The 22,247-nt window shown below is 53.3% G+C and carries 20 protein-coding genes; 7 read left to right on the forward strand and 13 right to left on the reverse strand.

Annotated features, from left to right (window positions below; all coding sequences use genetic code 11):
- Positions 1–202: 202 nt before the first annotated feature.
- Entirely contained in the window at positions 203–2,293 is a 2,091-nt protein-coding gene (locus R2K28_RS12575; RefSeq protein ID WP_316364783.1) for a TonB-dependent copper receptor, read from the reverse strand.
- A 349-nt stretch (positions 2,294–2,642) separates the two neighbouring features.
- Between R2K28_RS12575 and R2K28_RS12580 the strand changes: the two genes are divergently transcribed.
- The 3 genes from R2K28_RS12580 (at position 2,643) to R2K28_RS12590 (ending at position 5,550) form a co-directional block, all read left to right on the forward strand.
- Positions 2,643–4,100, forward strand: coding sequence for an FAD-linked oxidase C-terminal domain-containing protein (locus tag R2K28_RS12580; protein ID WP_316364785.1), 1,458 nt, complete (start codon positions 2,643–2,645; stop codon positions 4,098–4,100).
- Positions 4,100–5,164: a glycolate oxidase subunit GlcE gene (gene glcE / locus R2K28_RS12585; protein WP_316364787.1), complete on the forward strand. Its 1,065-nt coding sequence runs from the start codon at positions 4,100–4,102 to the stop codon at positions 5,162–5,164. The genes R2K28_RS12580 and glcE overlap by 1 nt, the downstream gene beginning before the upstream one ends.
- A gap of 74 nt (positions 5,165–5,238) precedes the next feature.
- A complete protein-coding gene (locus R2K28_RS12590; protein WP_316364790.1) occupies positions 5,239–5,550 on the forward strand; it encodes a hypothetical protein in 312 nt (103 codons plus the stop codon).
- A 23-nt stretch (positions 5,551–5,573) separates the two neighbouring features.
- Here R2K28_RS12590 and R2K28_RS12595 read toward each other — a convergent pair whose 3' ends face one another.
- Positions 5,574–6,029 (reverse strand): hypothetical protein, encoded by a 456-nt coding sequence (locus tag R2K28_RS12595; protein WP_316364793.1) that lies wholly within the window; start codon positions 6,027–6,029, stop codon positions 5,574–5,576.
- A 203-nt stretch (positions 6,030–6,232) separates the two neighbouring features.
- Between R2K28_RS12595 and R2K28_RS12600 the strand changes: the two genes are divergently transcribed.
- From R2K28_RS12600 to R2K28_RS12610, 3 genes are all read left to right on the forward strand, one after another.
- Entirely contained in the window at positions 6,233–7,639 is a 1,407-nt protein-coding gene (locus tag R2K28_RS12600) for a dihydrolipoyl dehydrogenase (RefSeq protein WP_316364796.1), read from the forward strand.
- Positions 7,640–7,652: 13 nt separating this feature from the next.
- Complete coding sequence (locus R2K28_RS12605; RefSeq protein WP_316364799.1) at positions 7,653–8,045, forward strand: OsmC family protein; 393 nt, start codon at positions 7,653–7,655, stop codon at positions 8,043–8,045.
- Between the two features lie 236 nt (positions 8,046–8,281).
- Complete coding sequence (locus R2K28_RS12610) at positions 8,282–9,430, forward strand: GGDEF domain-containing protein (protein WP_316364801.1); 1,149 nt, start codon at positions 8,282–8,284, stop codon at positions 9,428–9,430.
- Positions 9,431–9,454: 24 nt separating this feature from the next.
- On the opposite strand, the gene cmoB is transcribed toward R2K28_RS12610, so the two are convergent.
- The 6 genes from cmoB to R2K28_RS12640 all read right to left on the reverse strand — a co-directional run bounded on the left by cmoB (position 9,455) and on the right by R2K28_RS12640 (position 16,415).
- Entirely contained in the window at positions 9,455–10,429 is a 975-nt protein-coding gene (gene cmoB / locus R2K28_RS12615; protein WP_316364804.1) for a tRNA 5-methoxyuridine(34)/uridine 5-oxyacetic acid(34) synthase CmoB, read from the reverse strand.
- On the reverse strand, positions 10,426–11,163 hold the full coding sequence (gene cmoA / locus R2K28_RS12620; protein ID WP_316364807.1) for a carboxy-S-adenosyl-L-methionine synthase CmoA: 738 nt from the start codon (positions 11,161–11,163) through the stop codon (positions 10,426–10,428). The genes cmoB and cmoA overlap by 4 nt, the downstream gene beginning before the upstream one ends.
- Positions 11,164–11,222: 59 nt before the next feature.
- The gene (locus R2K28_RS12625; RefSeq protein ID WP_316364809.1) at positions 11,223–12,497 is read right to left on the reverse strand and encodes an MFS transporter; all 1,275 of its coding nucleotides are present in this window, start codon (positions 12,495–12,497) and stop codon (positions 11,223–11,225) included.
- 6 nt (positions 12,498–12,503) lie between these two features.
- Positions 12,504–13,139, reverse strand: coding sequence for a response regulator transcription factor (locus R2K28_RS12630; RefSeq protein WP_116447186.1), 636 nt, complete (start codon positions 13,137–13,139; stop codon positions 12,504–12,506).
- Positions 13,140–13,141: 2 nt separating this feature from the next.
- On the reverse strand, positions 13,142–15,691 hold the full coding sequence (locus R2K28_RS12635) for a PAS domain-containing sensor histidine kinase (protein ID WP_316364813.1): 2,550 nt from the start codon (positions 15,689–15,691) through the stop codon (positions 13,142–13,144).
- A gap of 328 nt (positions 15,692–16,019) precedes the next feature.
- Entirely contained in the window at positions 16,020–16,415 is a 396-nt protein-coding gene (locus tag R2K28_RS12640; protein ID WP_316364814.1) for a PilZ domain-containing protein, read from the reverse strand.
- Positions 16,416–16,572: 157 nt separating this feature from the next.
- Between R2K28_RS12640 and R2K28_RS12645 the strand changes: the two genes are divergently transcribed.
- Positions 16,573–17,013 (forward strand): RDD family protein, encoded by a 441-nt coding sequence (locus tag R2K28_RS12645; RefSeq protein ID WP_316364815.1) that lies wholly within the window; start codon positions 16,573–16,575, stop codon positions 17,011–17,013.
- 184 nt (positions 17,014–17,197) lie between these two features.
- Here the strand turns inward: R2K28_RS12645 and R2K28_RS12650 are convergent, their stop codons facing one another.
- From R2K28_RS12650 to hflK, 5 genes are all read right to left on the reverse strand, one after another.
- On the reverse strand, positions 17,198–18,493 hold the full coding sequence (locus R2K28_RS12650; RefSeq protein WP_316364816.1) for an adenylosuccinate synthase: 1,296 nt from the start codon (positions 18,491–18,493) through the stop codon (positions 17,198–17,200).
- Positions 18,494–18,577: 84 nt separating this feature from the next.
- Positions 18,578–19,759 (reverse strand): ATP phosphoribosyltransferase regulatory subunit, encoded by a 1,182-nt coding sequence (locus tag R2K28_RS12655; protein ID WP_316364818.1) that lies wholly within the window; start codon positions 19,757–19,759, stop codon positions 18,578–18,580.
- A gap of 1 nt (position 19,760) precedes the next feature.
- Positions 19,761–19,946 (reverse strand): DUF2065 domain-containing protein, encoded by a 186-nt coding sequence (locus R2K28_RS12660; RefSeq protein ID WP_116447622.1) that lies wholly within the window; start codon positions 19,944–19,946, stop codon positions 19,761–19,763.
- A gap of 232 nt (positions 19,947–20,178) precedes the next feature.
- Positions 20,179–21,045 (reverse strand): protease modulator HflC, encoded by an 867-nt coding sequence (gene hflC / locus R2K28_RS12665; RefSeq protein ID WP_316364820.1) that lies wholly within the window; start codon positions 21,043–21,045, stop codon positions 20,179–20,181.
- A complete protein-coding gene (gene hflK, locus R2K28_RS12670; protein WP_316364822.1) occupies positions 21,045–22,196 on the reverse strand; it encodes an FtsH protease activity modulator HflK in 1,152 nt (383 codons plus the stop codon). The genes hflC and hflK overlap by 1 nt, the downstream gene beginning before the upstream one ends.
- Positions 22,197–22,247 lie beyond the last annotated feature (51 nt).

Here is a 22,247-nt window from a genome sequence, read left to right on the forward strand (position 1 = left end):
TCCAGGGATAACCAATGCCCGGACCTGGGCTGAAATTCGAATCTTTAATTACCTCGATCCTGTGAGCTGGAACCTGGCCATGGCATACCCGGTGAAAATAATACCCCAACAGCAGAAACCTGCTGCTGGGGCGCTACTCAGGGGGGGCGACCACCATTCCGGAGCAAACACCGGTTGCTAGGGCCTGTTAAGGTTCAAGCCATCAGAATTGAAGCGTACCTTTCAACCAGATTTCGCGACCGGGTTCATTGACCTGGATAGCTTCCGGATTGAAGGGGTCCACATTGGCCCTGTTGACATGATAGGCAAAACTCTTATCCAACAGGTTGTCGACACCAAAGCGGATCGAACTGTTTTTCGTCATGGCATATGTTCCATACAGATCGAGGACCCCCCAACCGGGTGTCTCCTGAGCATCCTGACCGCTACCATTCTCCAGATCGGCACGTGACTGTTTCGCGTTCGCCCGCAGGGTACCGCCCAACTCCCAGTCACCGCTGCTATAGTCCAATCCGATCGTTGCCTCTAAGGGGGCAATTTGTGCTATCGGCCTGTCGTCAGTGCTGTTTTCCGCTCTGACATAGGCCAAACTCGCATTCGCCTGCAGTGCATTGGAGAGCTGATAGCCCGCCTGCCACTCGATACCATAGAATTCAGCATCCACATTGCGATAGATATTGGCGGTACCATTCGCCACCAGGATACCGTCCTGCCCGCGCGCCTTATCTCTCAGGATATAGTCGCTGACATCATTGTAGTAGAGAGTGACATCAGTATTGATAGCTGCGTTTTTCCACTTGTAGCCCACTTCCAGTTGGTGGTGCTTTTCAGGTTCAAGCTCAGGATTACCGACCCAGCTGGAATCCATGCCGGTCATCATGTTACGCGCGAAACCGGCCAGGTAGCGTTCCGTTGCATCCGCGGTTCTGACGCTACGACTGAAACCGGCAAATAGGGAATCATCCCCCAGGGCGTGTTCATAGTGAACAAAACCGCCCAGGTTGTTTTCCGTCTGCTCATCCGATGTCTCGGCATAATAGGCGGCATACAGGTTATTGGGTGTTGGACTCGGGCCAAGATCTGGCTTCTCGTCACCCCGCGAGATCGAGGCATCGACCCGATCGTAGCGTAAGCCAAGCTTGAGCATATTCTCGTTCCCAACCGGCATCGCGAGCTCCGCAAACAGGCCTGTCTGATCCAGCTCCGCACCTGGCCACATAATCGACTGCAGGGTGGTCGGCTCAGCCATCATTGGCATACCCGAAAAGCGGTCCGCATCCCGCTCATTGTTTTGGAAATCGATACCAAGGGTGAGGTTACTGCCACCCACCATGATATCGCCAAAGATTCGGCCACCCGTGGTGTCTGAGGTCGTCGGGACACTCATGAGCATGGGTGCCGTCAACTCTCGTAGCGAAAAGTTATCCATCAAATGGTCCACTTGGCTCGAGTAGATCTCGGCCTTCACCCCGGCAAAGGGTCCCAAACCATCGCTTTGCTCATATTTGAAACGGATGTTGTCGGCATCACTCATGGGGGAATCCATACCCGCACCTGCATACAGGGTATCGTCTTCCCGGGTTGCCTCGATATTCAGCTCCAAGCGTCTGTCTTTGTCCGGGGTGTATCCCAATAGCAGATTTCCGCTTTGGTTTTCATAGGCGGAGCGCACCTCGTTGCCATCACCGTCTTCATAGTTATCGGCATCCTTATAGCCGACCACTCCACGGATATAACCGGTTTCCGAACCGGCGGCGACGTCGGCGGAGAACTCCTTGGTCTTTGAATTACTCTTGTAACCGGCATCGACCTGCCCCAGATAGGACTTGCCAGCCTCAAAACGGGGCGGCTTGCGTTCAAACAGCACTGTGCCACCACTTCCCCCGCCACCATAGATCACGGTTTGAGAACCCTTGATCACGGTTACACTGTCGTAGCTCTCCATGGCGGAATAAGCGGTAGGCGGATCCATACGATTCGGACAACCACCATGGATGTAGGCGCCGTCGAGGAGGATGTTGAGTCGATTCTGGCTCTGGCCGCGAATCACCGGATCGATGCCATGCCCCCCCATACGGATGCCAGAGACACCATTGATATCGCGTAGAAAATCACCACCATCCACTGGTAGCCCTTGGGATGTGTCACCCACTGGCGTGCGGGTCACTGCAGGGGTTGTTTCGGCTACACCTTCAACCTGGATTTCACCCAGTTGGTCCGCCTGTTCTTGTGCAAGCAGGCAGGGTGCTGCCAACAGGGAGCTGATGGCTAAGGATAGGGCGCTAAGTCGCATCGTTTTGTACCTCATATTTTCGTTATCTGAACCGGTTTGATGTTGCAAAAATCAGCCCATTCAGATAACAGCTTGATTTATCATATGAAGTCTGAAAAAGAGCCAGGATTCTAAAGATTAATTCGAGGCATATGCCATAGATGCGTCGGCATATGACGCAGACAATGGATATTATCTAAATAGCGTGGTATTCAGTTCTGTCACAGCCATAACATGCCTGACTTGGAATGAGCCGACTGTAGCACTCGATAGGAAACGGAAAGCGGCATTTAAAAACTTAGAAGAACCATGTTTTTCTCATCTGGTGTAACCTATAAGCTGCGCTTGGGGCCTGTTACGAGGAGAACCTATGCATGACCGTCTGACCCTAGCCAGGGAATTTCAACGGATGTTGCCCGATGAGTGCGTCATCTATCGCGAGGAGGAACTGATCCCCTATGAGTGCGATGGCCTCTCTGCCTATCGCAAGGTGCCCCTGATCGTGCTTCTCCCCTACACCGCCGAACAGGTGGAGCAGATTCTGAAGTTCTGCCATCAGCAACGCATACCCGTGGTGGCCCGGGGATCGGGTACAGGTCTCTCGGGCGGCGCGCTACCTCACGAAGAGGGGGTGCTGCTGAGTCTCGCCAGACTCAACCAGATCCTTGAGATCGACAGGGAAAATATGCAGGCACGGGTACAGCCCGGAGTGCGTAATCTGGCAGTGAGCGAGGCGTCAAGGCCCTACGGTCTCTACTATGCCCCCGATCCCTCATCCCAGATCGCCTGTTCCATCGGCGGCAATGTGGCGGAAAATGCCGGCGGTGTGCACTGCCTGAAATATGGGCTCACCCTGCACAATGTATTGCAGGTGACGCTGATTACCATCGACGGCGAGAGGATTACCCTGGGCGCCGGCAGTCTGGATGCCCCCGGCCTCGACCTGCTGACCCTGATCACCGGCTCGGAAGGGATGCTTGGGGTGGTGGTCGAGATCCTGGTGAAGCTGCTGCCGATACCTGAACGGCAACAGGTGGTACTTGCCGCATTCGACGATATTGAGACTGCGGGCAATGCGGTGGCCCAGGTCATCGCCAAGGGGATTCTCCCCGCCGGATTGGAGATGATGGATAATCTCTCCATCCGCGCTTCGGAGGATTTCGTACATGCCGGTTATCCCACCGAGGCAGCGGCGATCCTGCTGTGTGAAGTGGATGGGGTGGATGCCGAGGTCTCCGATGAGATCATGCATGTCAGGGAGATTCTGCTGCAGTCCGGGGCCACCGAGGTGAGGACCGCAAAGGATGAGCAGGAGAGGGTTAGATTCTGGGCAGGCAGAAAGAACGCCTTCCCCGCGGTGGGTCGCCTCTCCCCCGACTACTACTGCATGGATGGCACCATACCCCGCCATCAACTGGGCAAGGTACTGAAGATGATCGACGGGATGTCGGAGCGTTACGGCTTGCGCTGCGCCAACGTCTTCCACGCCGGTGACGGCAACCTGCACCCATTGATCCTCTACGATGCCAACAATCCTGGTGAGCTGGAGCAGGCGGAGGCATTCGGCGGTGAAATCCTAGAGCTGTGTGTCGCTGTCGGCGGCACCATCACCGGTGAGCATGGAGTGGGCCTGGAGAAGATCAATCAGATGTGCGCCCAATTCCGGGATGAAGAGCTGGAGACATTCCACGCAGTCAAAAGGGTGTTCGACCCCCATACCCTGCTCAATCCCGGCAAGGCGATACCAACCCTGAACCGCTGCGCCGAGTTCGGCGCCATGCATGTGCATGCGGGCAAACTGCGTTTTCCTGAATTGGAGCGTTTTTAATGAGCAGTGACCGCGATTCCAGTCAATCCCTGCAAACTGCGGTCTTGGATGCAGCCCGAGATACTCATCCCCTGCAACTCGAGGGTCATGGCAGCAAGCGGTTTTATGGGCGTGAAGCGTCCGGCGAGATCCTGTCACTGGCAGAGCATCGTGGCATCATCAGCTATGAACCCACCGAACTGGTGATTACGGCACGTAGCGGAACACCCTTGCAGGAGATTGAGGATGCGCTACAGGAGAAGGGACAGATGCTCCCCTTCGAGCCTCCCCATTTCGATGCCATAGGCACCATCGGTGGCGCCATCGCGGCGGGACTCAGTGGACCACGCCGGCCCTGGGGCGGGTCACCCAGGGACCAGTTGCTGGGGATCAAACTCCTCGATGGGCAGGGCCAGATTCTCAAATTCGGCGGCCAGGTGATGAAAAATGTGGCCGGCTATGACCTCTCGCGCCTGATGGCTGGGGCTATGGGGACCCTGGGAATTCTGCTGGAGCTATCGATCAAGGTACTACCCAAACCACCCCTGGAGCACAGCCTCAGATTCACCGCGGAGCGAGCCGAAGCCTGGCCGCTGCTGCACAAGATGTTGATCGAGGGGGTACCTGTAACCGCCACCTATAGCCTGGGAGATCAACACAAGCTACGCATTGCCTGCCCAGCCCAGCGTTTGCAGTATCTCCAGACAAATTATGCCCTCGAGACCTGCGAGCAGGACAATGACTTTTGGCAGGGTCTGCGGGATCAGCAACACGACTTCTTCAAGCAACAAGGCCCTCTCTGGCGCCTCTCGCTACCCCCCGCCGCAGATCTCGATATTTCAGAGCAGATGCTACACGAATGGTCTGGCGGTCTCCGCTGGCTTGTTTCAGACCGTCCTGGGCAGGAGATCCGTAGACTGGTGGAAAAAGCGGCGGGACATGCCATACTTTTTCGCAATGGGGACCGCAAAGGGGATATCTTCCATCCGCTCCATCCCCGAATTGCCGCCATTCAAAAGCAACTGAAGCAGGTATTTGATCCGAAGGGGATATTCAATCCTGGCAGGCACTATGCTGACTATTGAGAAGACCCAATGCATAGCCCATCAGGTGGCCTGAAACGATTGACCCTTGCTTGTGTCGGATCTGATGAGGACCCATGCCCACTATTCTGAAGATCACCCTCATCACCCTGCTCTGCTGGATTCACCCGGTCCAGGCCTTTTTCTGCTTTTCGTTCGGAGGCCACGGAAAATCAAAGGGTCATCACACTCAGCGACAACACTACTTCCCTCCTCCCCCACTACTGTTTGCACCACCAATCGCCAACCACTCGCAGCTTCAACAGCCCCAAGCGCTGCCCCCAATCACCCCAGTAAAAGAACAACCGGTAATCATACAGGGTTACCGATTCAGACCGGTGCAGCAGGAGCCTGAGCAGCTGATGCCTGGGACCCTGCGTCAGAAATAGCCATATTCAAGACAATCTATTGGCTATTGCTTGGGCTTGGGTCGGGCCGCCTGCATACAACTCTGCATCTGCTCCACTTTGCTGCTTTGGGTAAAGCACTTTTGCATGGCGGAACCGATCGTGATCGATCTTTCCAGGAACTTCAGCATATTTTGCTTGGTCTCCGGGGTGTACTTGATATCCTCCGGCCCTTTCGTCGGCTGTTGCTTAGCCTCCGGCATACCGGGCACGGGTCCCATACTCTCTTTTATCTCCTTTTCCATGGCGGTCATGATCTCAGCACACTTCTCGAATGCTGCTTGATCGTCTGCCTTTTGCAAACAGCTCTTGGTCTTCCGCATGGCAGGAATGCTCTTCTCCATCATGGGCAGCATCTTCTGCTTCGACTGCTCAAAGAACTGCTGTTGGTCCATTTGAGTCCCCGGCGGCTGTGCCATAGCCAGCGACGGCAGCATTAGCATAATGTGACGCCATTTCATTCAAACTCTCCTCACCTGATTTTGTATTTATCTGGATTTTTTACCCTAAAGCACGACCATACCGCAATCCGAGTGGTTGAAACAGCATCCCATTCTGACTTGGCTGGCTTACCCAATCATTCAATAACCCGGATTCAAGTGGCTGTTTTTTGCCACACGAGCCGTTAGAATCCCGATCTGCACAATCATTGTAGGAGACCTCCGTGGCAGAAAAACAAGTTGACGTCGCTATCCTTGGCTCAGGAACAGCGGGACTGAATGCAACCAGCAGAGTCGGCCCCAGCGGAAAAAGCTTCCTCCTCATCAATGGCGGCGAACCCGGCACCACCTGTGCCCGGGTCGGTTGTATGCCCTCCAAGGCCTTGATTCAGGTGGCAGAGGACTACCATCGGAGGACCCACCTCAACCGTTACGGAGTGGATGGTCATACTGAATTGACCATCGACATTCCAGAGGCCATGGAACATGTGCAGGATCTACGCGACAACTTTGTGGACCGGGTGCTCTCCAACAGCACCGACAACATGGGTGACAAGTTCGTCGAGGCGTATGCTAAATTCGTCGATCCTCACACCCTCGAACTCGACAATGGCGACCGGGTGGTAGCCGACAGGATTGTCATCGCCACGGGATCCCGCCCGGTGGTTCCACCAGCCTGGGAGGCCTTCGGTGACAAGGTGCTGACCACCGACACTTTCTTCGAGCTGGAAGACCTGCCGAAGTCTGTGGCGGTGGTCGGCCTGGGTGTGATCGGACTTGAACTGGGACAATCCTTGAGCCGTCTGGAGATCGATGTGCACGGTTTCGATATGGCGCAAACCATTGGCGGTACCACGGACCCGGAAGTCTCGCAGATGGCCCTGGAAACCATGCAGCGGGAGTTCCCCATCTACCTGGGAGAGGCTGTCGAGATCAGCGAAGAGGGCTCCCGGTTGCGGGTCACCGCGGGTGAGCAATCGGTGGTGGTGGACAAGGTCCTGGCCAGTCTCGGACGAACTGCCAACGTTGAAGGCCTGGCTTTGGAGAATGCCGGTATCGAGCTCGACGAGCGCGGCATCCCCCGCTATAACCCCAATACCATGCAGTGTGGCGATTCACATATCTTCATTGCAGGGGATGTCAACGGTGTGCGCCCTATCCTGCACGAAGCCGGTGACGAGGGTAAAATCGCTGGTCACAACGCGGCCCATGATGAAACCATGGCGTTCAAACGCAAGGTCCCCCTGGCCATCAATTTTTGTGACCCAAACATCTGCCTCGTAGGTGAAACATATCAGGCCCTGGATCCTGACAAAACAGCCATCGGCGAGGTAAAACTGGCCCCCGTGGGACGTGCCCAGATCATGGGCCAGAGCCGTGGTATTATCCGTGTGTATGGCGATAAGGCCAGCGGCAGAATAGTCGGTGCCGAGATGATCACAGCCCGCGGTGAAAACCTTGCCCATCTTCTCAATTGGGCCATATCACAACAGCTCACTGTCGGTGATCTTATCCGCATGCCCTTTTATCATCCGGTAATTGAAGAGGCATTGCAGGCTGCGCTGAATAACCTCTATGCACAGGTTGAGACGAAAAATGAAGGGCCGGTTAAAGAGCTCTATCCCCTATAAGCGGTGAATAAACATGCAATCCATACAGGTAAGTTTCGCAGGTGGAAAACGCATTCAGGCCAAAGTCGGTGACTACACCATAGACACAGACCAACCTGTCAAGTACGGCGGTGATGCCAGCGCCCCTGCTCCATTCGATCTGTTTCTTGCCTCGCTGGCCACCTGTGCGGGTATCTACGCCTGGAATTTTTGCGACTCACGCAAACTCTCGACCGAAGGTATGGATCTACATATGGATTGTGTGAGCGATGAAAAGAAAAAGATGATCCTCAAGATCATATTTCGCCTCACCCTTCCCGATGGTTTTCCTGAGAAATACCGCAGCGGCATTATCAAAACCATGGAGCTATGTGCCGTGAAACGGCATATGCAGGAGACACCGGAATTTTCTGTTGAGCTTTGTTGACAGTGAAAATCCAATCTCAGCTTTGATACGAATAAATTTGTCTGGCGACCTCAATCGGCTCAACGACAACTATCCTCGCTAAGAATTACCACACATTTACTTTGGGATTTAGAATCATTATTTGTTTGTTAAAACATTGATTCTAATGAATTTTAGTTATAACTTGGAGTTTCCCCGCAAGCGGGCTAAGCTAAAGGTCGCGCACGGGCGCATGGAACAACCAAGAAGGTAACTGTGTGAGTCACATCAATTCCGGCCAACGTACAGCAGATCGGCGTTCCGGTATAGAGCGCCGAGCAAGTAAGATAGATGGACATGGCTCCCAATACAGGATGACCTGGGAGGATCAGCGTACCCAGTATTGGACTCGCCTGCTGTTTTGCGGTCTGGCGCTCCTATATTTCAATTTCGGCGGTGAGGAGCAGGTTCGCGACTGGACCAGCCTCCAGGTGGTCAACCTGTTATTTGTCGCCTTTGGCATCGAGATTCTGTTCTTCATGCATCACGCCTCGCGGATGCCACACGCACCCTGGCGTCAACGCCTTACCATGTGGGTGGACATTTTCATGACCTCGTTTGCGGTTTTGGCAGACACCACAGTCAGCTCACCCGGCTTTCTGGTCTTTCTGATGGTCATCCTCGGCAACGGCATGCGCTACGGACTGCGCCTGTTTGGCGAAGCTGTAGTGGGAAGCCTTGGCGCAGCGGTACTGATCGTCAGCCTGCGGCTGTACGATTATGTGGACCTGTTTTCAGTCAGTGCCATCTTCTTTCTCGTCTTTTTCGCGATTATCGTTATCTACTCCTATACACTCACGGCCAAAACCGAGCTTGGCCGTGCCAAGCTTGCCCACGAGCGCAATATCGACGCCCTTACCGGATTGCTCAACCGACGCGCCCTTATCGAGCGTTCATCGACCCTGTTCCAACCCCAGGAGAATGGCAACGGCGTGGTCGTATTGTTCGCTGATCTGGACGGCTTCAAGACCGTCAACGATACCCATGGCCACCATGTGGGTGATCGCGTGCTGGCAGCGGTTGCGAGCAACATCGCCAAGACAGTACGTAACGAAGACCTGGTGGCACGCTATGGTGGGGATGAGTTCCTGCTCCTACTGCCCGATGCCACCAAGCAGGGCGGTGAACTGGTGGCTCAGCGCGTGCGACAGGCAATCGACGACTATGCCAAGGACAACCAAATCGACTTCAGCATCTCAATCGGTATGGGCAAGTATCCCGATCATGGCCTTGATCTGGAGACCGTAATCGATTGCGTCGACAAAGCAATGTATCGGAGTAAATTGAAACAAGGCCGTGGGGGGATATTGCACGTCGATGGTTGCGAGTTGGATTCCCCAGACCCGACTACCGGGTCAGTTCATTGATTACGTCGATTCACTGGACCCGCATTATCGTTTGGCAATAAATATAGCCCTACGCGGTGCAGGATAACCTTCGATGGTCAAACACTGATCCTGCGGATCCAGATAGTCCGCCAAGGACTCGAAGCGCATCCACTCCGTTGATCGTTGTTCATCGACGGTGGTTACCGAGACATCAATCAGTTTCACATCCTTAAAACCAGCCCGCTGTAACCATTTATGCAGTGTTTCAGTGGTCGGGATAAACCAGACATTGCGCATCTTGGCGTAGCGTCCCTGTGGTACCAGCACCTGGCCCTCTCCTCCTTCTATCACCAGGGTCTCCAATACCAGTTCACCACCGTTGCATAGCGCGCCTCTCAAATCAGCCAGGTGCTCAAATGGGGATTGTCGATGATAGAAGACGCCCATGGAGAATACAGTATCGAAGCCTTTGATGTCCGGGGGCAGCTGTTCGATGCCGAGGGGAAAGAGATGCACTGGATAGTGGCCACCGAGGAAGTGTTTGATGGCCTCGAACTGCATGATAAAGAGTTGGGTGGGATCGATACCGATCACCAGCCTGGCGCCCTCCCCCAACATGCGCCAGGCATGATAGCCGTTGCCGCAGCCCACATCCAATACCAGCCTACCCTTCAGTGGCTGAATATGGGATTGCAGTCTGTCCCATTTATAATCGGAGCGCCATTCGGTATCGATATGCAGACCGCAAATCTCATAGGGCCCCTTACGCCAGGGATGCAGCCCGGAGAGAAGTTGCACTAAATGCTGGCGCGTCTCTTCGTCGCAATCCTTCTGCGTACCTGCCCTGACTCGACTACTTGTCAATTCAATAGATGAGATCGTAGGAGTCGGCAGTTGAGCAATGATCTGGCGCCAGCGTGTAATATCCCCGTGGGCCCGTTCCCGCCATACCTGTTCGACCTGCCGCGGCAGTTGCTCAAGCCATAACCCCAGCGGTCCGTCCATGTAGGGTTGACGCCATGCCCATGGATCAGTCATTTGATTGCCAGCAGGGAGACGAAATTAAAACACTGAAACCAGACCTCGACCGTGGAAAAACCCACTCCCTTCAAGCGATCGATATGAGCGGTCAGACTCTCTGGGATCAAGACATCCTCCAGGGCTGAACGCTTTTGACTGATCTCCAGGTCGGAATATCCCTGGGCCTTTTTGAAGCCGTGATGCATCTCTGTAAAGAGTTGCTGGGCAGTATCGTTGGGTACAACAATCTTTTCGGACAACACCAACAGACCATCCGCTAACATGCCAGCATAGATCTTATTCAGAATCGCGCTTCGCTCCTCAGCGGGAATGAACTGCAGGGTAAAATTCAATACCACCATCGATGCCTGTTGAATCACCACATCCTGGATATCCGCACAGATCAGTTCAATCGCCGGAGCTTGTGTACATTGAGCAAGATTTTCCTTGGCCCTGGCCAACATCGCCGGAGAGTTATCGACGCCGATGAGGCGCACATCGTCAGCTTCGATGGCGGAGTGGATCGCCATGCTGGCCGCACCCAGGGAACAACCGAGATCGTAACAGCAGGTACCCTGTCTAATACGCTGCGCAGCCAAGGTTCCGATCATATTGATAATGGTTGCGTAACCGGGAACCGAACGGTTTATCATATCGGGGAAGACAGAGGCCACCCTGTCATCGAAGACGAAATCGGGAACGATTTCGTGAGTATTTACATAGAGCTTGTCTTTTTTCGGGTCTTCAGCCATGAATCGATAGACAATCAGTAGCGTGATTTTGAAGTTTACAGGTTACACATGGTTGTTGCTTAACTATTCTCTTGTACTGCTCGCTCACCTGCCTCGACATCAACAAAATTCAACAATACACCGCCAATGATGAACAGTATGCCAATAGAGAGAATAGAGAGGCGAGTATCCCCGGTAAGTACGCCGATCCATCCCATCAACAACGGCCCCAACACGGTTGCGAATTTCCCAAGCATGTTATAAAAGCCAAAGAACTCCGCCGACTGATCGTGAGGAATCAAGCGGGCATAGAGGGAACGGGAGAGTGCCTGTATTCCACCTTGCACCAAACCGATGGCGATGGCCAACAGATAGAACTCCCAAACCGCCTCCATATGATAGGCCCACAAGAGTATCAGCAGGTAGATGAATATAGCCAGCATGATACCCTGTTTGGGACCGCGCCGATTGCCGATCTCACCAAAAACGAGGGCAGCGGGAAAACCGACAAATTGGGTGATAAGCAGGGCGACCATCAGATTATTCGCATCGAATCCGATCGAAAGCCCGAAATCCACCGCCATTCTGACAATGGTATCGACGCCATCGATATAGCACCAATAGGCGATCAGAAACAGAAATGCCATACGCAGTTGTTTCAACTTACCGAAGGTACTGGCCAGTTGGCGAAAACCCGCAAGTAGCCACGCCTTTTCGCGGGCTCCAACCACAGGCTCCTCCACCAACAGGAAAAGTGGAATAGAGAAGACAGCCCACCATATTGCGACCAGCACGAAGGAGAGTTTCACTGCCTGTGCGGCATCCGCAAGACCGAAAAACCCGGGGAACAGGGTCATCAGGACATTGCAAGTGAATAACAGACCACCGCCAAGATAACCGAAGGCAAAGCCGTAGGCGGATACCTTGTCATAGTGTTTTTTTTGCGTCACCGAGACCATCAGGGCATCGTAGAAGATATTGCCACCGGAAAACCCGAGGATTCCCAACCCATAGAGCGCCAGGGCCATGACCCAGTTCCCCATAACCACCAGATAGAGTGAGCCGGTCATAACTATGCCCATAGCGGCAAAGAAGAGCAGAAAGCGTTTTTTTGCCCCGGCCTGGTCCGCCACTGCCCCCAACAGAGGTGCGAGACAAACAACCACGATGCTTGCCACCGAGTTGGCCATCCCCAGGCGGAAGGTGCTCTCGGTCACCGCCGCATCGGCGCTCCAGTACTGTTTGAAAAAGATTGGAAAGAATCCGGCCATTACCGTGGTGGCAAAGGCGGAGTTGGCCCAGTCGTACAGACTCCAGGCGAGAACCCTTGGCTCCCTTAACAAGGATTTGGGCAATTGAGTCTACTCTTCGTTGTTCGGCTCAGAGAGTGTCAGATTGGCGTTGATCGCCATCCTCACCAGTTCAGCGAGTGAATTGGCCTGCATCTTCTCCATGACCCTGGCACGGTGAGCTTCGACGGTTTTGGCGCTGACCCCCAGGCCGCTTGCGATTTCCTTGTTTGCCTTGCCATTGGTCACCATCACCATCACTTCGTGCTCTCTCGGTGTCAGGCGTGCCAGGCGGGTGGCGATCTCAGCGCGCTGGGCCTGCATATCCCGTTGCTTTACATCCAGCGCCAATGCATGGCGAATGCTCTCCAGTAATAATTCATCATTAAAAGGTTTCTCAATGAAATCGATCGCTCCCGATTTCATAGCCCTAACAGCCATAGGCACATCACCATGACCGGTAATGATAATCACGGGAATGGCAATCTGATTTTCCCGCAAATACTCCTGCAATTCCAAGCCGCTCATTCCGGGCATTCGAACGTCCAATAACAGACAGCCGGATCGTCCCGGATAGTAACTATTGATAAAGGCATCAGCCGACTCGAATGTCTCCACCTGCATGGACACCGATTCTATAAGCCATTTCAGGGAATTCCGCATGGCTTGGTCATCATCTACTACAAAAACTGTCGGTCGATTGGACATCATTAAAAACCTGGTAGTTTGAGTTTAGAATCCGTTGGTAGAATGACATGAAAGGTCGTCCCACTGCCTACCTGAGAATCAACCTCGATCATGCCATGATGATCTTGCATGATTTTCTGGCTAATCCGCAATCCCATTCCCATACCGCCTTTCTTGGTGGAAAAAAATGCATCAAAGAGATGACTCAAGGTCTCTTCCGGCATGCCTTGACCAGTATCTTTGACCAGCACTTGGACCATTTTATTGTCTATTCTCTCCGACTTCAGCAGCAACTTGCGTTTACTGATATCGACCTGCTTCATGGCATCGATAGCGTTCCGTACAAGGTTGAGCATCACCTGTTCAATCTGTACCAGGTCAACCATAACCGGAAGGACCTCATCACTCAATTCCACACTCACCTCTACCTTCTGTCGATTTGCCTCGAACTCAATGAATGAGGCGACTTCCAATACCAGGTGATTGAGATTCACCGCCTCACGTTCCTGGGGGCGTTTCCCCACCAACGAGCGAAGGCGCTTGATAATCTCACCGGCCCGTTCCGCCTGCACAGTGATCTGAGCCATGGCGTCCAACAGTTCGGCTTCACCGCCACTTCCTGCTTGCAGACGTCTGACACAGCCGCTGGCAAAATTGATAATTGCCGAGAGTGGCTGGTTCAGCTCATGGGCCAAGCCCGTCGACATCTCTCCCATTGTACTGAGCCGGCAGACATGGACAAGTTCAGACTGGTGCTGTCTGCTCTGTATCTCGGCCATACGCATTTGGGTGAAGTCGCGGCCATAGATATTGACATATTCCAACTCTTTGATGGGTGCCAGCAATAGTGAGAATATCTGTTCTTCCAGATTAATCTCGTAGACCTTGTTAACACCATCATTGAGGACACTGGCAACCAGGTTGCGCCAATAGAGAGGCAACGTCTGACCACGCTCACAATCCCAGTAGGTCAACAACGGCTCACTGGCCTCATTGGCATAAACGATTACACCCCTGTCATTGACGCGTAATACAGGGTTGGGATTTTCACTCGCAAGTTTGGCCAAACTTGAGATCTCCCGCTCGGCCTGTCTACGTGCGCTGATATCGCGGAGATAGACATTGAAAACCGTCTGGTGTTGGAGATGAATCGAAATGACCGAGCACTCGATTGCCTTCTCCTCACCATTGGCAGTTTGTGCCAGCATCGGTTTATCATGACATTGATCAGAGCCGACACTCCGCTTGATGCATTGTCCCAGCATTTCGCGGAAACGGGTGCGATAATCGGGCTTTATGGCAATCTCCTCCAATTGCTTACCGATCAACTGATCCCTGGAATAACCGAAGAATTTAAGTGCAGTTCCATTGACCTCCACAACAATACCCTGCCCATTTAAGGTGATGATCGAAACCATGGAGTTATCGAACAGCGCACTCTTAAGAACCTCCGTTTCCCTGATCCGCTTCTCCTGCCTGTCGTGCAATGTATCACGTGCCGTAATTAACTGGCGGAAAAACTTCTTTACCCAATCCTCCAGTTGCAGAAGTTGATTTCCTTTTTCTATGACCGGCTGTTTCACCCCCAGCGCCTGCTGCCCATAACTGGAGATGCGCTTCAAAACCTGATTGATCTTGGCAGATATCAAATAGATGATAAAGGAGAACACAACCACATAGACCAGCGCAGCAAGCAATCGATCCAACTGCGCAAGTTTGGTTATATTTTCTATGTTCTGCCGCACCAAATCCCGCGATACCATAGTGGTGAACAACAGATTGTGTTCCAACGATTGATAGTGCGTTATTGCCTGGGATGTCAATAGATAGCTGTCATGCCAATCCCGTATATAGGAACCCTGGGGTATTTCCCTGTTATCGCTGCTTACCAGCAGCCTTTGGTCATCTGAGTTGATCAATGCAATAAGGGTATCCGTACCGTGGGCCATCTTCTGCGACTCGGCAAGAAAGCGTTCATCTATATCGATGATCAGCAGGAGTACTGCTGGATCCGTCTCCTGCTGATAGGCGATATTCGACCATACCAACAGATAGGGGTAGCCATTGATCAGAGTGACATTCAGGGCATCATGATTTGGATACAACTCAATTACTCTTTCGAGACTGAAAGGCAGCAGCTTTCGTTGGTAGATCTCACGCGCATTGCCTTGCATATCCATCAGTACCACTTGGCTGGGCTCAATCATACTTACATTTGGGTGGCCGATTTCCAACCAGCTTGGCGTATCATTGTAATATTTTGCGCGCTGCGCCGACTCCTGCCAGGAAAAAGAGTTGAGGTAGGTGATGAGCTGCCAGTGATTTGATAGAGAGTGCCCCTGCACTTGCCACTCTCTTATAAACTCTTCGAAGCGACGCCGGGTCTCCACGGCACGTACATCCAGCCGCCGCACCAACTCACTTTGAAACAGCTGTTCCAGGTGCTTACCCTGGATCGGATCCAGTAATAACCAAGCAACCAATCCGCTGAAAATACCTGCCAACAGGGAGAGTGCAGGCAAGGATATATTTAGTAACTTGGCACGCCAACTTTTTGTTTTAATAGTGCTCATAATGCAGATAGTCGAGGTGGGCGGCAATAAACCATCAAATTCTAATAAGGCTTTCGGTACATAAGGAAGCCACATACACCGTCCACTTCACCCTTTTTACCCTGGTTGCTATCGCGATTCCAGTTTATTGGGTAAATGCTATGAAAATCAGTTAATTCCCAAGCATCATGAATGTGCCCGATGTCAGCTTCGTAGGTCTAATGTTTGGTCTCTGGATACTTGAGTTTTAGCGGAACTTGGAAAACAAAAAAAAGACGCAGAATGCGTCTTCTTAAATATGAAATCCAGCTAGCTGGAATTATTATAGTTTTCAGGAGGTTCGATTAGGTCAATAGTTATAACCAACCTGTTTAGACAAGGCCTGGGAGGTTTCACTATAGCCAGTGTGCATATATGCCCTTTCCGCCACTGTAGCATAGCCATACAGCATTTTTCGTAGCATCTGTCTAACTCCGGCATCCAACTCACTGAACATCAGGCCCAGACAACCGGATTGCTGATGCACGATGAACGCCTTGGCCTGGCACTGCTTCTGGCCGCCACAGGAATCGACAGGGAATGAGACTTCAACGATCGGATTCAGCTTATGTGTGCTGTCGCCAATATCGACCAGCATACCGCTCAAGCTGATATTTCTTATCTTAGCGTCTATTTTACCGAGAGTGCGATCATTGATGATAATGTCTAGAGTTAGCAACTTGCGATGGTCACGTCTGTGTTCCATGCTTTGGCTCCGTATAATCGCTCTTTAGTCAGGACCTGAAAGTATGGACCCAGGGGGGAAAATTTCAAATCGGGAGTATTGCCTCAAGAGATTAGGGTTTATCCTAGGTCAGGACCCCAACGACCCTCAAAACCCCCTTGATATGGTATGAAAAGAGATGACGACAAATAGCGACCTCGAGCCGACAGCTGCTCTTGCTCCAGGCCTCATCCGCCGCTTCGCTGCCATCCTCTACGATGGCTTGCTGCTGATCGCTCTACTCTTTGTGACCACCGCCATCATCACCCTGCCATTGGGTAAACCAAGCGGGATCATGTTACTTGTTTTTCAAATTTTTGTCTTTGAAATCATACCTTTGATATTCTTTACCGGGTTCTGGGCCTGGGGCGGCCAAACACTTGGCATGCGCGCTTGGCGACTCAAACTGGTCCGCATGGATGGGGGGGATGTCAGTTGGGCGGATGCCTTCAGACGCCACCTCGCCGCACTCTTTTCGCTGCTGGTTTTTGGCCTTGGATTTATCTGGATCCTGGTCGATCCGCAAAAACTCGCCTGGCATGACAGGCTGTCAAAGACTCGATTGATAATTGTCGAATAATTGATCCAGATCACGTTTTCATTTTGGCCGAAATCGAATCGAGTCGACAGGACTTTTCCACACTCGGCAGAGTGTGGATAGCAATCTGATAAACTCGATTCGGAATCAGCCCCCCTATCACATAGCACGCAGGCGACAATGTGACAGAAGTGGCTGGGTCATGAACGGAAACCGGCTGAAAATATCAGCTGTCGAAAGGGTGACGACGAATGATAGTCTCGTTCCTATCCGGGCCAGTTGAGATGATATCGATGGGTGTGTCACACAGCTCCTCAACCTTGGCCAGGTAGTTTTTCGCGGCTTGGGGTAATTGATCGTAACCGGTCATGCCCACGGTGGACTCCTGCCAACCCGGCATATCGATATAAACCGGCTCACACTCCTCAAAACGGTCTGCACCGGAAGGTGGGGATGTGACCTCCTGGCCATTCAGATTATAGGCGACGCAGATCTTGACCTTCTCCATGCCATCGAGGACATCCAGTTTTGTAATGCACATTCCGCTGACGCTGTTGATCTCCAGGGAACGCCGCAGGGCTACCACATCCAGCCAGCCACAGCGGCGCTTACGGCCTGTGGTTGCACCGAATTCATGTCCCTTGGTACCAAGATGGTCACCATCCTCGTCAAACAGCTCGGTGGGAAAAGGGCCTGCTCCGACCCGGGTTGTATAGGCCTTGACGATCCCCAACACATAGTCGAGATAACGGGGACCGACACCACTGCCTGTCGCCGCACCGCCGGCGGTGGTATTGGATGAGGTGACATAGGGATAGGTCCCATGATCTATGTCGAGCAACGCCCCCTGGGCACCCTCGAACATAACGTTCTTTCCATCGTTGCGTAACTGATGCAGGGTGCCAGTGACATCTTCCACCATGGGCTGCAGCCGTTGCGCCTGTTCAAGCAGTTGATCCAGTACCTGCTGATAGTCGACCTCACCGTACTCGAACAGATGCTTGAGGGAGAAGTTGTGGTAATCCATCACCTCACGCAGTCGTTCGGCAATATGGGCCTGGTCGAAGATCTCACCCAGGCGAATGCCCCGCCGGGAAACCTTATCCTCGTAAGCCGGGCCAATGCCCCGCCCGGTGGTGCCGATAGCCTTTTTTCCGCGTGCCTTTTCCCGGGCGGTGTCAAGGGCAATGTGATAGGGGAGGATCAGCGGACAGGACTCGGAGATACCCATGCGACTCGACGCCGGCACCCCTCTACTCTCAAGGGAGTCTACCTCCTCCAGCAGGGCATCCGGGGCCAACACCACACCGTTGCCGATCAGGCAGCGTACACCCTCGCGCAATATCCCGGAGGGAATCAGGTGCAGAACGGTCTGCTCTCCATCGATGACCAGTGTATGACCGGCGTTGTGACCACCTTGAAACCTGACCACAGCAGAGGCCTTGTCAGTCAGCAGGTCCACAACCTTGCCTTTGCCCTCGTCCCCCCACTGAGTTCCTATTATTACGACATTTTTGCCCATGGCACTCTCAAATTGTTATTTCCGATCATTATCGGAGCTAGATTTACGATAAAGTTAGCGATTCTTGCAGAATTTGTTACAGAATCAAACAGAAATCAGCCGCCATTGACCATCCGTCAATACCAGCTGTTGATTACACCCCATCTCTTCGGCATCACCATGCTGACCGGGTAAGGCACAGACGACCCTTACCCCTGCTGCCCGTAAGCGGGCAATCTCCTGTTGCAGACCCTGATCATCCGAGGTTGGGGCGAAGACCGCGGAATTCTGCGCCGTCTGCTGGGGTAGATGTGCCACCCTTATCAGGGTCTTGAGATCACAGCTGAAGCCGGTTGCCGGCCTGGATCGACCAAACACACTGCCGATGGCATCGTAACGCCCGCCCCGGGCGATCTCCTTGCCACTGCCGGGCACAAACGCGGCGAACACCACACCGGTGTGGAAGTGATATCCGCGCAACTCCGCAAGATCGAAATGGACCGGCACCTCAGGCAGCCAGACTGCGATCTGATCAGCCATCATCTGCAGATACTCCAATGCCTCCTTGACAACCTTGGAAGCGCCTTGCAGCTGATCCCTGGCCTGTTGTAACGCGTTATCGCCATTCAACTCTCCCAGTCGGGCGAGCATGGCTGCATGCTCAGGGGCGATGGAAAACGCCTCGAGAAGCCTGTCGACTTCCGGCATCGCCTTACGTTGCAATGCATCGAAAAGCTCCCGCTCCTGATAATTGTTGAGACCGGCTTGTTGCGCCAGGCCTTTATAGATACCAACATGGCCCAGATCCAGGTAGACATCCTCGACACCGGTGGTTTTGAGGGTCTCCATCATCAACCGCAGTACCTCGATGTCACTCTCAACCCCACTGTGCCCGTAGAGTTCTGCGCCTATTTGCAGCGGACTGCGGGTACCGGCGAATCCATCCGAGCGGGTATGCAGCACCGTACCCAGATAACAGAGACGGGTTGGGCATTGAGAGCGGATGTGATGCGCATCGATGCGCGCAGCCTGGGGGGTGATATCCGCACGAATCCCCATCAGCCGTCCGCTGAGTTGATCGGTCAATTTGAAGGTGTTCAGATCCAAGTCGCCGCCAGTGCCGGTCAATAACGAGTCGAGAAACTCGACAAATGGCGGGATTACAAAGTCATAGCCCCAGCTGCTGTATAGATCGAGCAACTCACGGCGCTTTTGTTCGATGAGGCCTGCTTCCAACGGAAGCACTTCATCGATGCCATCAGGCAGTATCCAACGTTCATTTTCCATCTTAGTTCACCAGGTAGAGCAGGATTACCCCGAAAACCATACTGACAAAACCGCTGATTCTCAGTGAGCGGTTATCTTGCTGAGCTATCATCAAGAGTGCTTCCCGCATGCTATTCGGGCTCAGGAAGGGCCATATCCCCTCGATCACCAACAATAGCGCCAGCGCTACAAGCAAATCATGCCACATCGATGAATTCCCCATAAAAAAACCGGGGATCATCCCGGTCGTAAGCATGCGGCCCGCCAGGACCGCCGGCCATTCTCTCAGAGCAGGACCCTGTTGTCCATGCGGATCGGATCAAGCAAGCCGATATTGGAAAATCAAGGGGTTATGACTACAGAATGACTGAACAGTAATGGTGCGATGCGAATCAGCCCACCACCCGTAGCGCAGGTGGTGGCTGATTTGTCACTTGAGGTTACTGACCCCCGCGGTTCTTCAAGTAGCGGAAGAAATCGGAGTCAGGTTGCAGAACCATCACATCAGAACGGTTTTGAAAACTATTTTTATAGGCATTCAGACTCCGATAGAAGGAGTAGAACTCGCTGTCCTGTTTATATGCATTGGCGTATGTCTCCGCAGCCTTGCCGTCACCCTCACCACGTAGTTTTTCCGCCTCCCGGTAGGCGGAGGCCACGATGACCACGCGCTCACGATCGGCGTTGGCGCGGATCTTCTCAGCCGCCTCAGCACCCTTGGCCCGAAGGTCCCTGGCTACACGTTCACGTTCCGCGCGCATCCGCTGATAGACCGACTCACTCACTTCCGGGGGCAGATCGATCTGCTTGACCCTCACATCGAGGATCTCGACACCTAACTCTGCCGCTTTGGCATCGGAATCCTTGGTCAGCTTGTCCATGATCTCGGTACGCTCGCCGGAGATAACCTCCTGCACCGTGCGTTTACCAAACTCATCACGCAGACTGGTATTTATACGCTCCTGCAACAGGCGCGCGGTCTTGTCGAGACTGCCGCCGGTGGAACGATAATACTGCGCTACGCTGGCGATACGCCATTTGGCGAAATAGTCGACGATAACATCCTTCTTCTCAGCGGTGAGAAAACGTTCGGGACGGGCATCCATGGTCTGGATCCGGGCATCGAAGGTCTGGACATTGTTCAGTACCGGCACCAACCAGTGGAGACCCGGTTTGTAGTCAGTGGCGACAATTTCACCCAGACGCAGCTTCAATGCCACCTCCCACTGATTCACAACGAAAGCGGAGGCATAGACAATGATTCCAGCAATCGCTGCCACAGGGATTAACAATTTAGACGCTTTCATCAACGAACCCCCCTTGTACGATCCACATTGCGGATCGGACCGCTACCGCTCTGACTGCGCGAGGACTCTTGAGTAGAAAACTGTTGCTCTCTCACGGTACTTCCCTTCTCACTACCTTGGATCAGCTTATCCAGAGGTAGGTACATCAGGCTGTTGCCACCCTCCGTGTCCAGCATAACCTTGCTTGACTGCCCCAACATCGACTCGATTGCATCCAGATAGAGACGCTCCCGTGTGACTTCAGGTGCAAGACGATACTCTTTGAGAATCGCCAGAAAACGGCTCACATCACCTTCCGCTTCGGCAATCACCCGGTCTCTGTAGGCATTCGCGTCGGCGGTACGGCGTGCCGCCTCACCACGCGCCTTGGGTACGACCTCATTGGCGTAGGCTTCGGCCTGATTCTCCAGCTTCTCCTTATCCTCGCGGGCCTTGATGGCGTCATCGAATGCACTCTTCACCTGCTCCGGCGGCTTCGCGGGCTGCATATTCACACTGGTGATAATGAGGCCTGTCTTGTAGGTATCGACCAAGCCCTGGGCACCAGTCATTATCCGAGCCGCTATGGCGCCACGCCCCTGGGTCAGGATAAAGTCGAGATCGCTCTTACCGATGATTTCACGCACCGCGGTCTCGGTTGCGTCGCGCAAGGTCTTGTTCGGATCCCGATCCTGAAAAAGGAAGTCGGCTGCGTCCTGTATACGGGACTGGATGGTGAACTCCACATCGACGATATTCTCATCCCGGGTCAACATCTGCGCCTTGTGACGAAATGAGGATATCTGGTCCACATTGACCAGAATGCGCCTTTCGATTGGAAACGGGATATGCCAGTGGGGTCCCGGCTCGGTGGTCTCTGAATAGGCGCCGAAGCGCAGTACCACGCCACGCTCGGCGGGCTCGACGATATAGATTCCGCTGGCGAGCCAGACGATCAGCCCGATAGCGACGATCACACCGATCGTTTTGGAACCAGGCCCTGAGCCACCGCCAATCGAGGAACCGCCCCGGGAAGGCTTGCCGCCTCCGAATATTCCACCGAATTTATCCTGAAGCTTTTTTACCACTTCATCCAGGTCTGGTGGACCTTGATCGCCACCTTTACCGCTCCAAGGATCTTTACCGTTTCCACCCGGTTCATTCCAGGCCATTGAACACTCCAACTATTGTTACTGGTTTAATCCGCGTTAACTCAAGCAGCG

It is taken from the genome of Candidatus Thiodiazotropha sp. CDECU1, from assembly GCF_963455295.1.
Taxonomy (GTDB): domain Bacteria; phylum Pseudomonadota; class Gammaproteobacteria; order Chromatiales; family Chromatiaceae; genus Thiodiazotropha.

Bases quoted from the DNA above. Each gene is read 5' to 3' on its own strand.
- R2K28_RS12575 (WP_316364783.1), bottom strand. From the start codon at position 2,293: ATGCGACTTAGCGCCCTATCCTTAGCCATCAGCTCCCTGTTGGCAGCA.
- R2K28_RS12580 (WP_316364785.1), top strand. From the start codon at position 2,643: ATGCATGACCGTCTGACCCTAGCCAGGGAATTTCAACGGATGTTGCCC.
- glcE (WP_316364787.1), top strand. From the start codon at position 4,100: ATGAGCAGTGACCGCGATTCCAGTCAATCCCTGCAAACTGCGGTCTTG.
- R2K28_RS12590 (WP_316364790.1), top strand. From the start codon at position 5,239: ATGCCCACTATTCTGAAGATCACCCTCATCACCCTGCTCTGCTGGATT.
- R2K28_RS12595 (WP_316364793.1), bottom strand. From the start codon at position 6,029: ATGAAATGGCGTCACATTATGCTAATGCTGCCGTCGCTGGCTATGGCA.
- R2K28_RS12605 (WP_316364799.1), top strand. From the start codon at position 7,653: ATGCAATCCATACAGGTAAGTTTCGCAGGTGGAAAACGCATTCAGGCC.
- cmoB (WP_316364804.1), bottom strand. From the start codon at position 10,429: ATGACTGATCCATGGGCATGGCGTCAACCCTACATGGACGGACCGCTG.
- cmoA (WP_316364807.1), bottom strand. From the start codon at position 11,163: ATGGCTGAAGACCCGAAAAAAGACAAGCTCTATGTAAATACTCACGAA.
- R2K28_RS12630 (WP_116447186.1), bottom strand. From the start codon at position 13,139: ATGTCCAATCGACCGACAGTTTTTGTAGTAGATGATGACCAAGCCATG.
- R2K28_RS12635 (WP_316364813.1), bottom strand. From the start codon at position 15,691: ATGAGCACTATTAAAACAAAAAGTTGGCGTGCCAAGTTACTAAATATA.
- R2K28_RS12640 (WP_316364814.1), bottom strand. From the start codon at position 16,415: ATGGAACACAGACGTGACCATCGCAAGTTGCTAACTCTAGACATTATC.
- R2K28_RS12645 (WP_316364815.1), top strand. From the start codon at position 16,573: ATGACGACAAATAGCGACCTCGAGCCGACAGCTGCTCTTGCTCCAGGC.
- R2K28_RS12650 (WP_316364816.1), bottom strand. From the start codon at position 18,493: ATGGGCAAAAATGTCGTAATAATAGGAACTCAGTGGGGGGACGAGGGC.
- R2K28_RS12655 (WP_316364818.1), bottom strand. From the start codon at position 19,759: ATGGAAAATGAACGTTGGATACTGCCTGATGGCATCGATGAAGTGCTT.
- R2K28_RS12660 (WP_116447622.1), bottom strand. From the start codon at position 19,946: ATGTGGCATGATTTGCTTGTAGCGCTGGCGCTATTGTTGGTGATCGAG.
- hflC (WP_316364820.1), bottom strand. From the start codon at position 21,045: ATGAAAGCGTCTAAATTGTTAATCCCTGTGGCAGCGATTGCTGGAATC.
- hflK (WP_316364822.1), bottom strand. From the start codon at position 22,196: ATGGCCTGGAATGAACCGGGTGGAAACGGTAAAGATCCTTGGAGCGGT.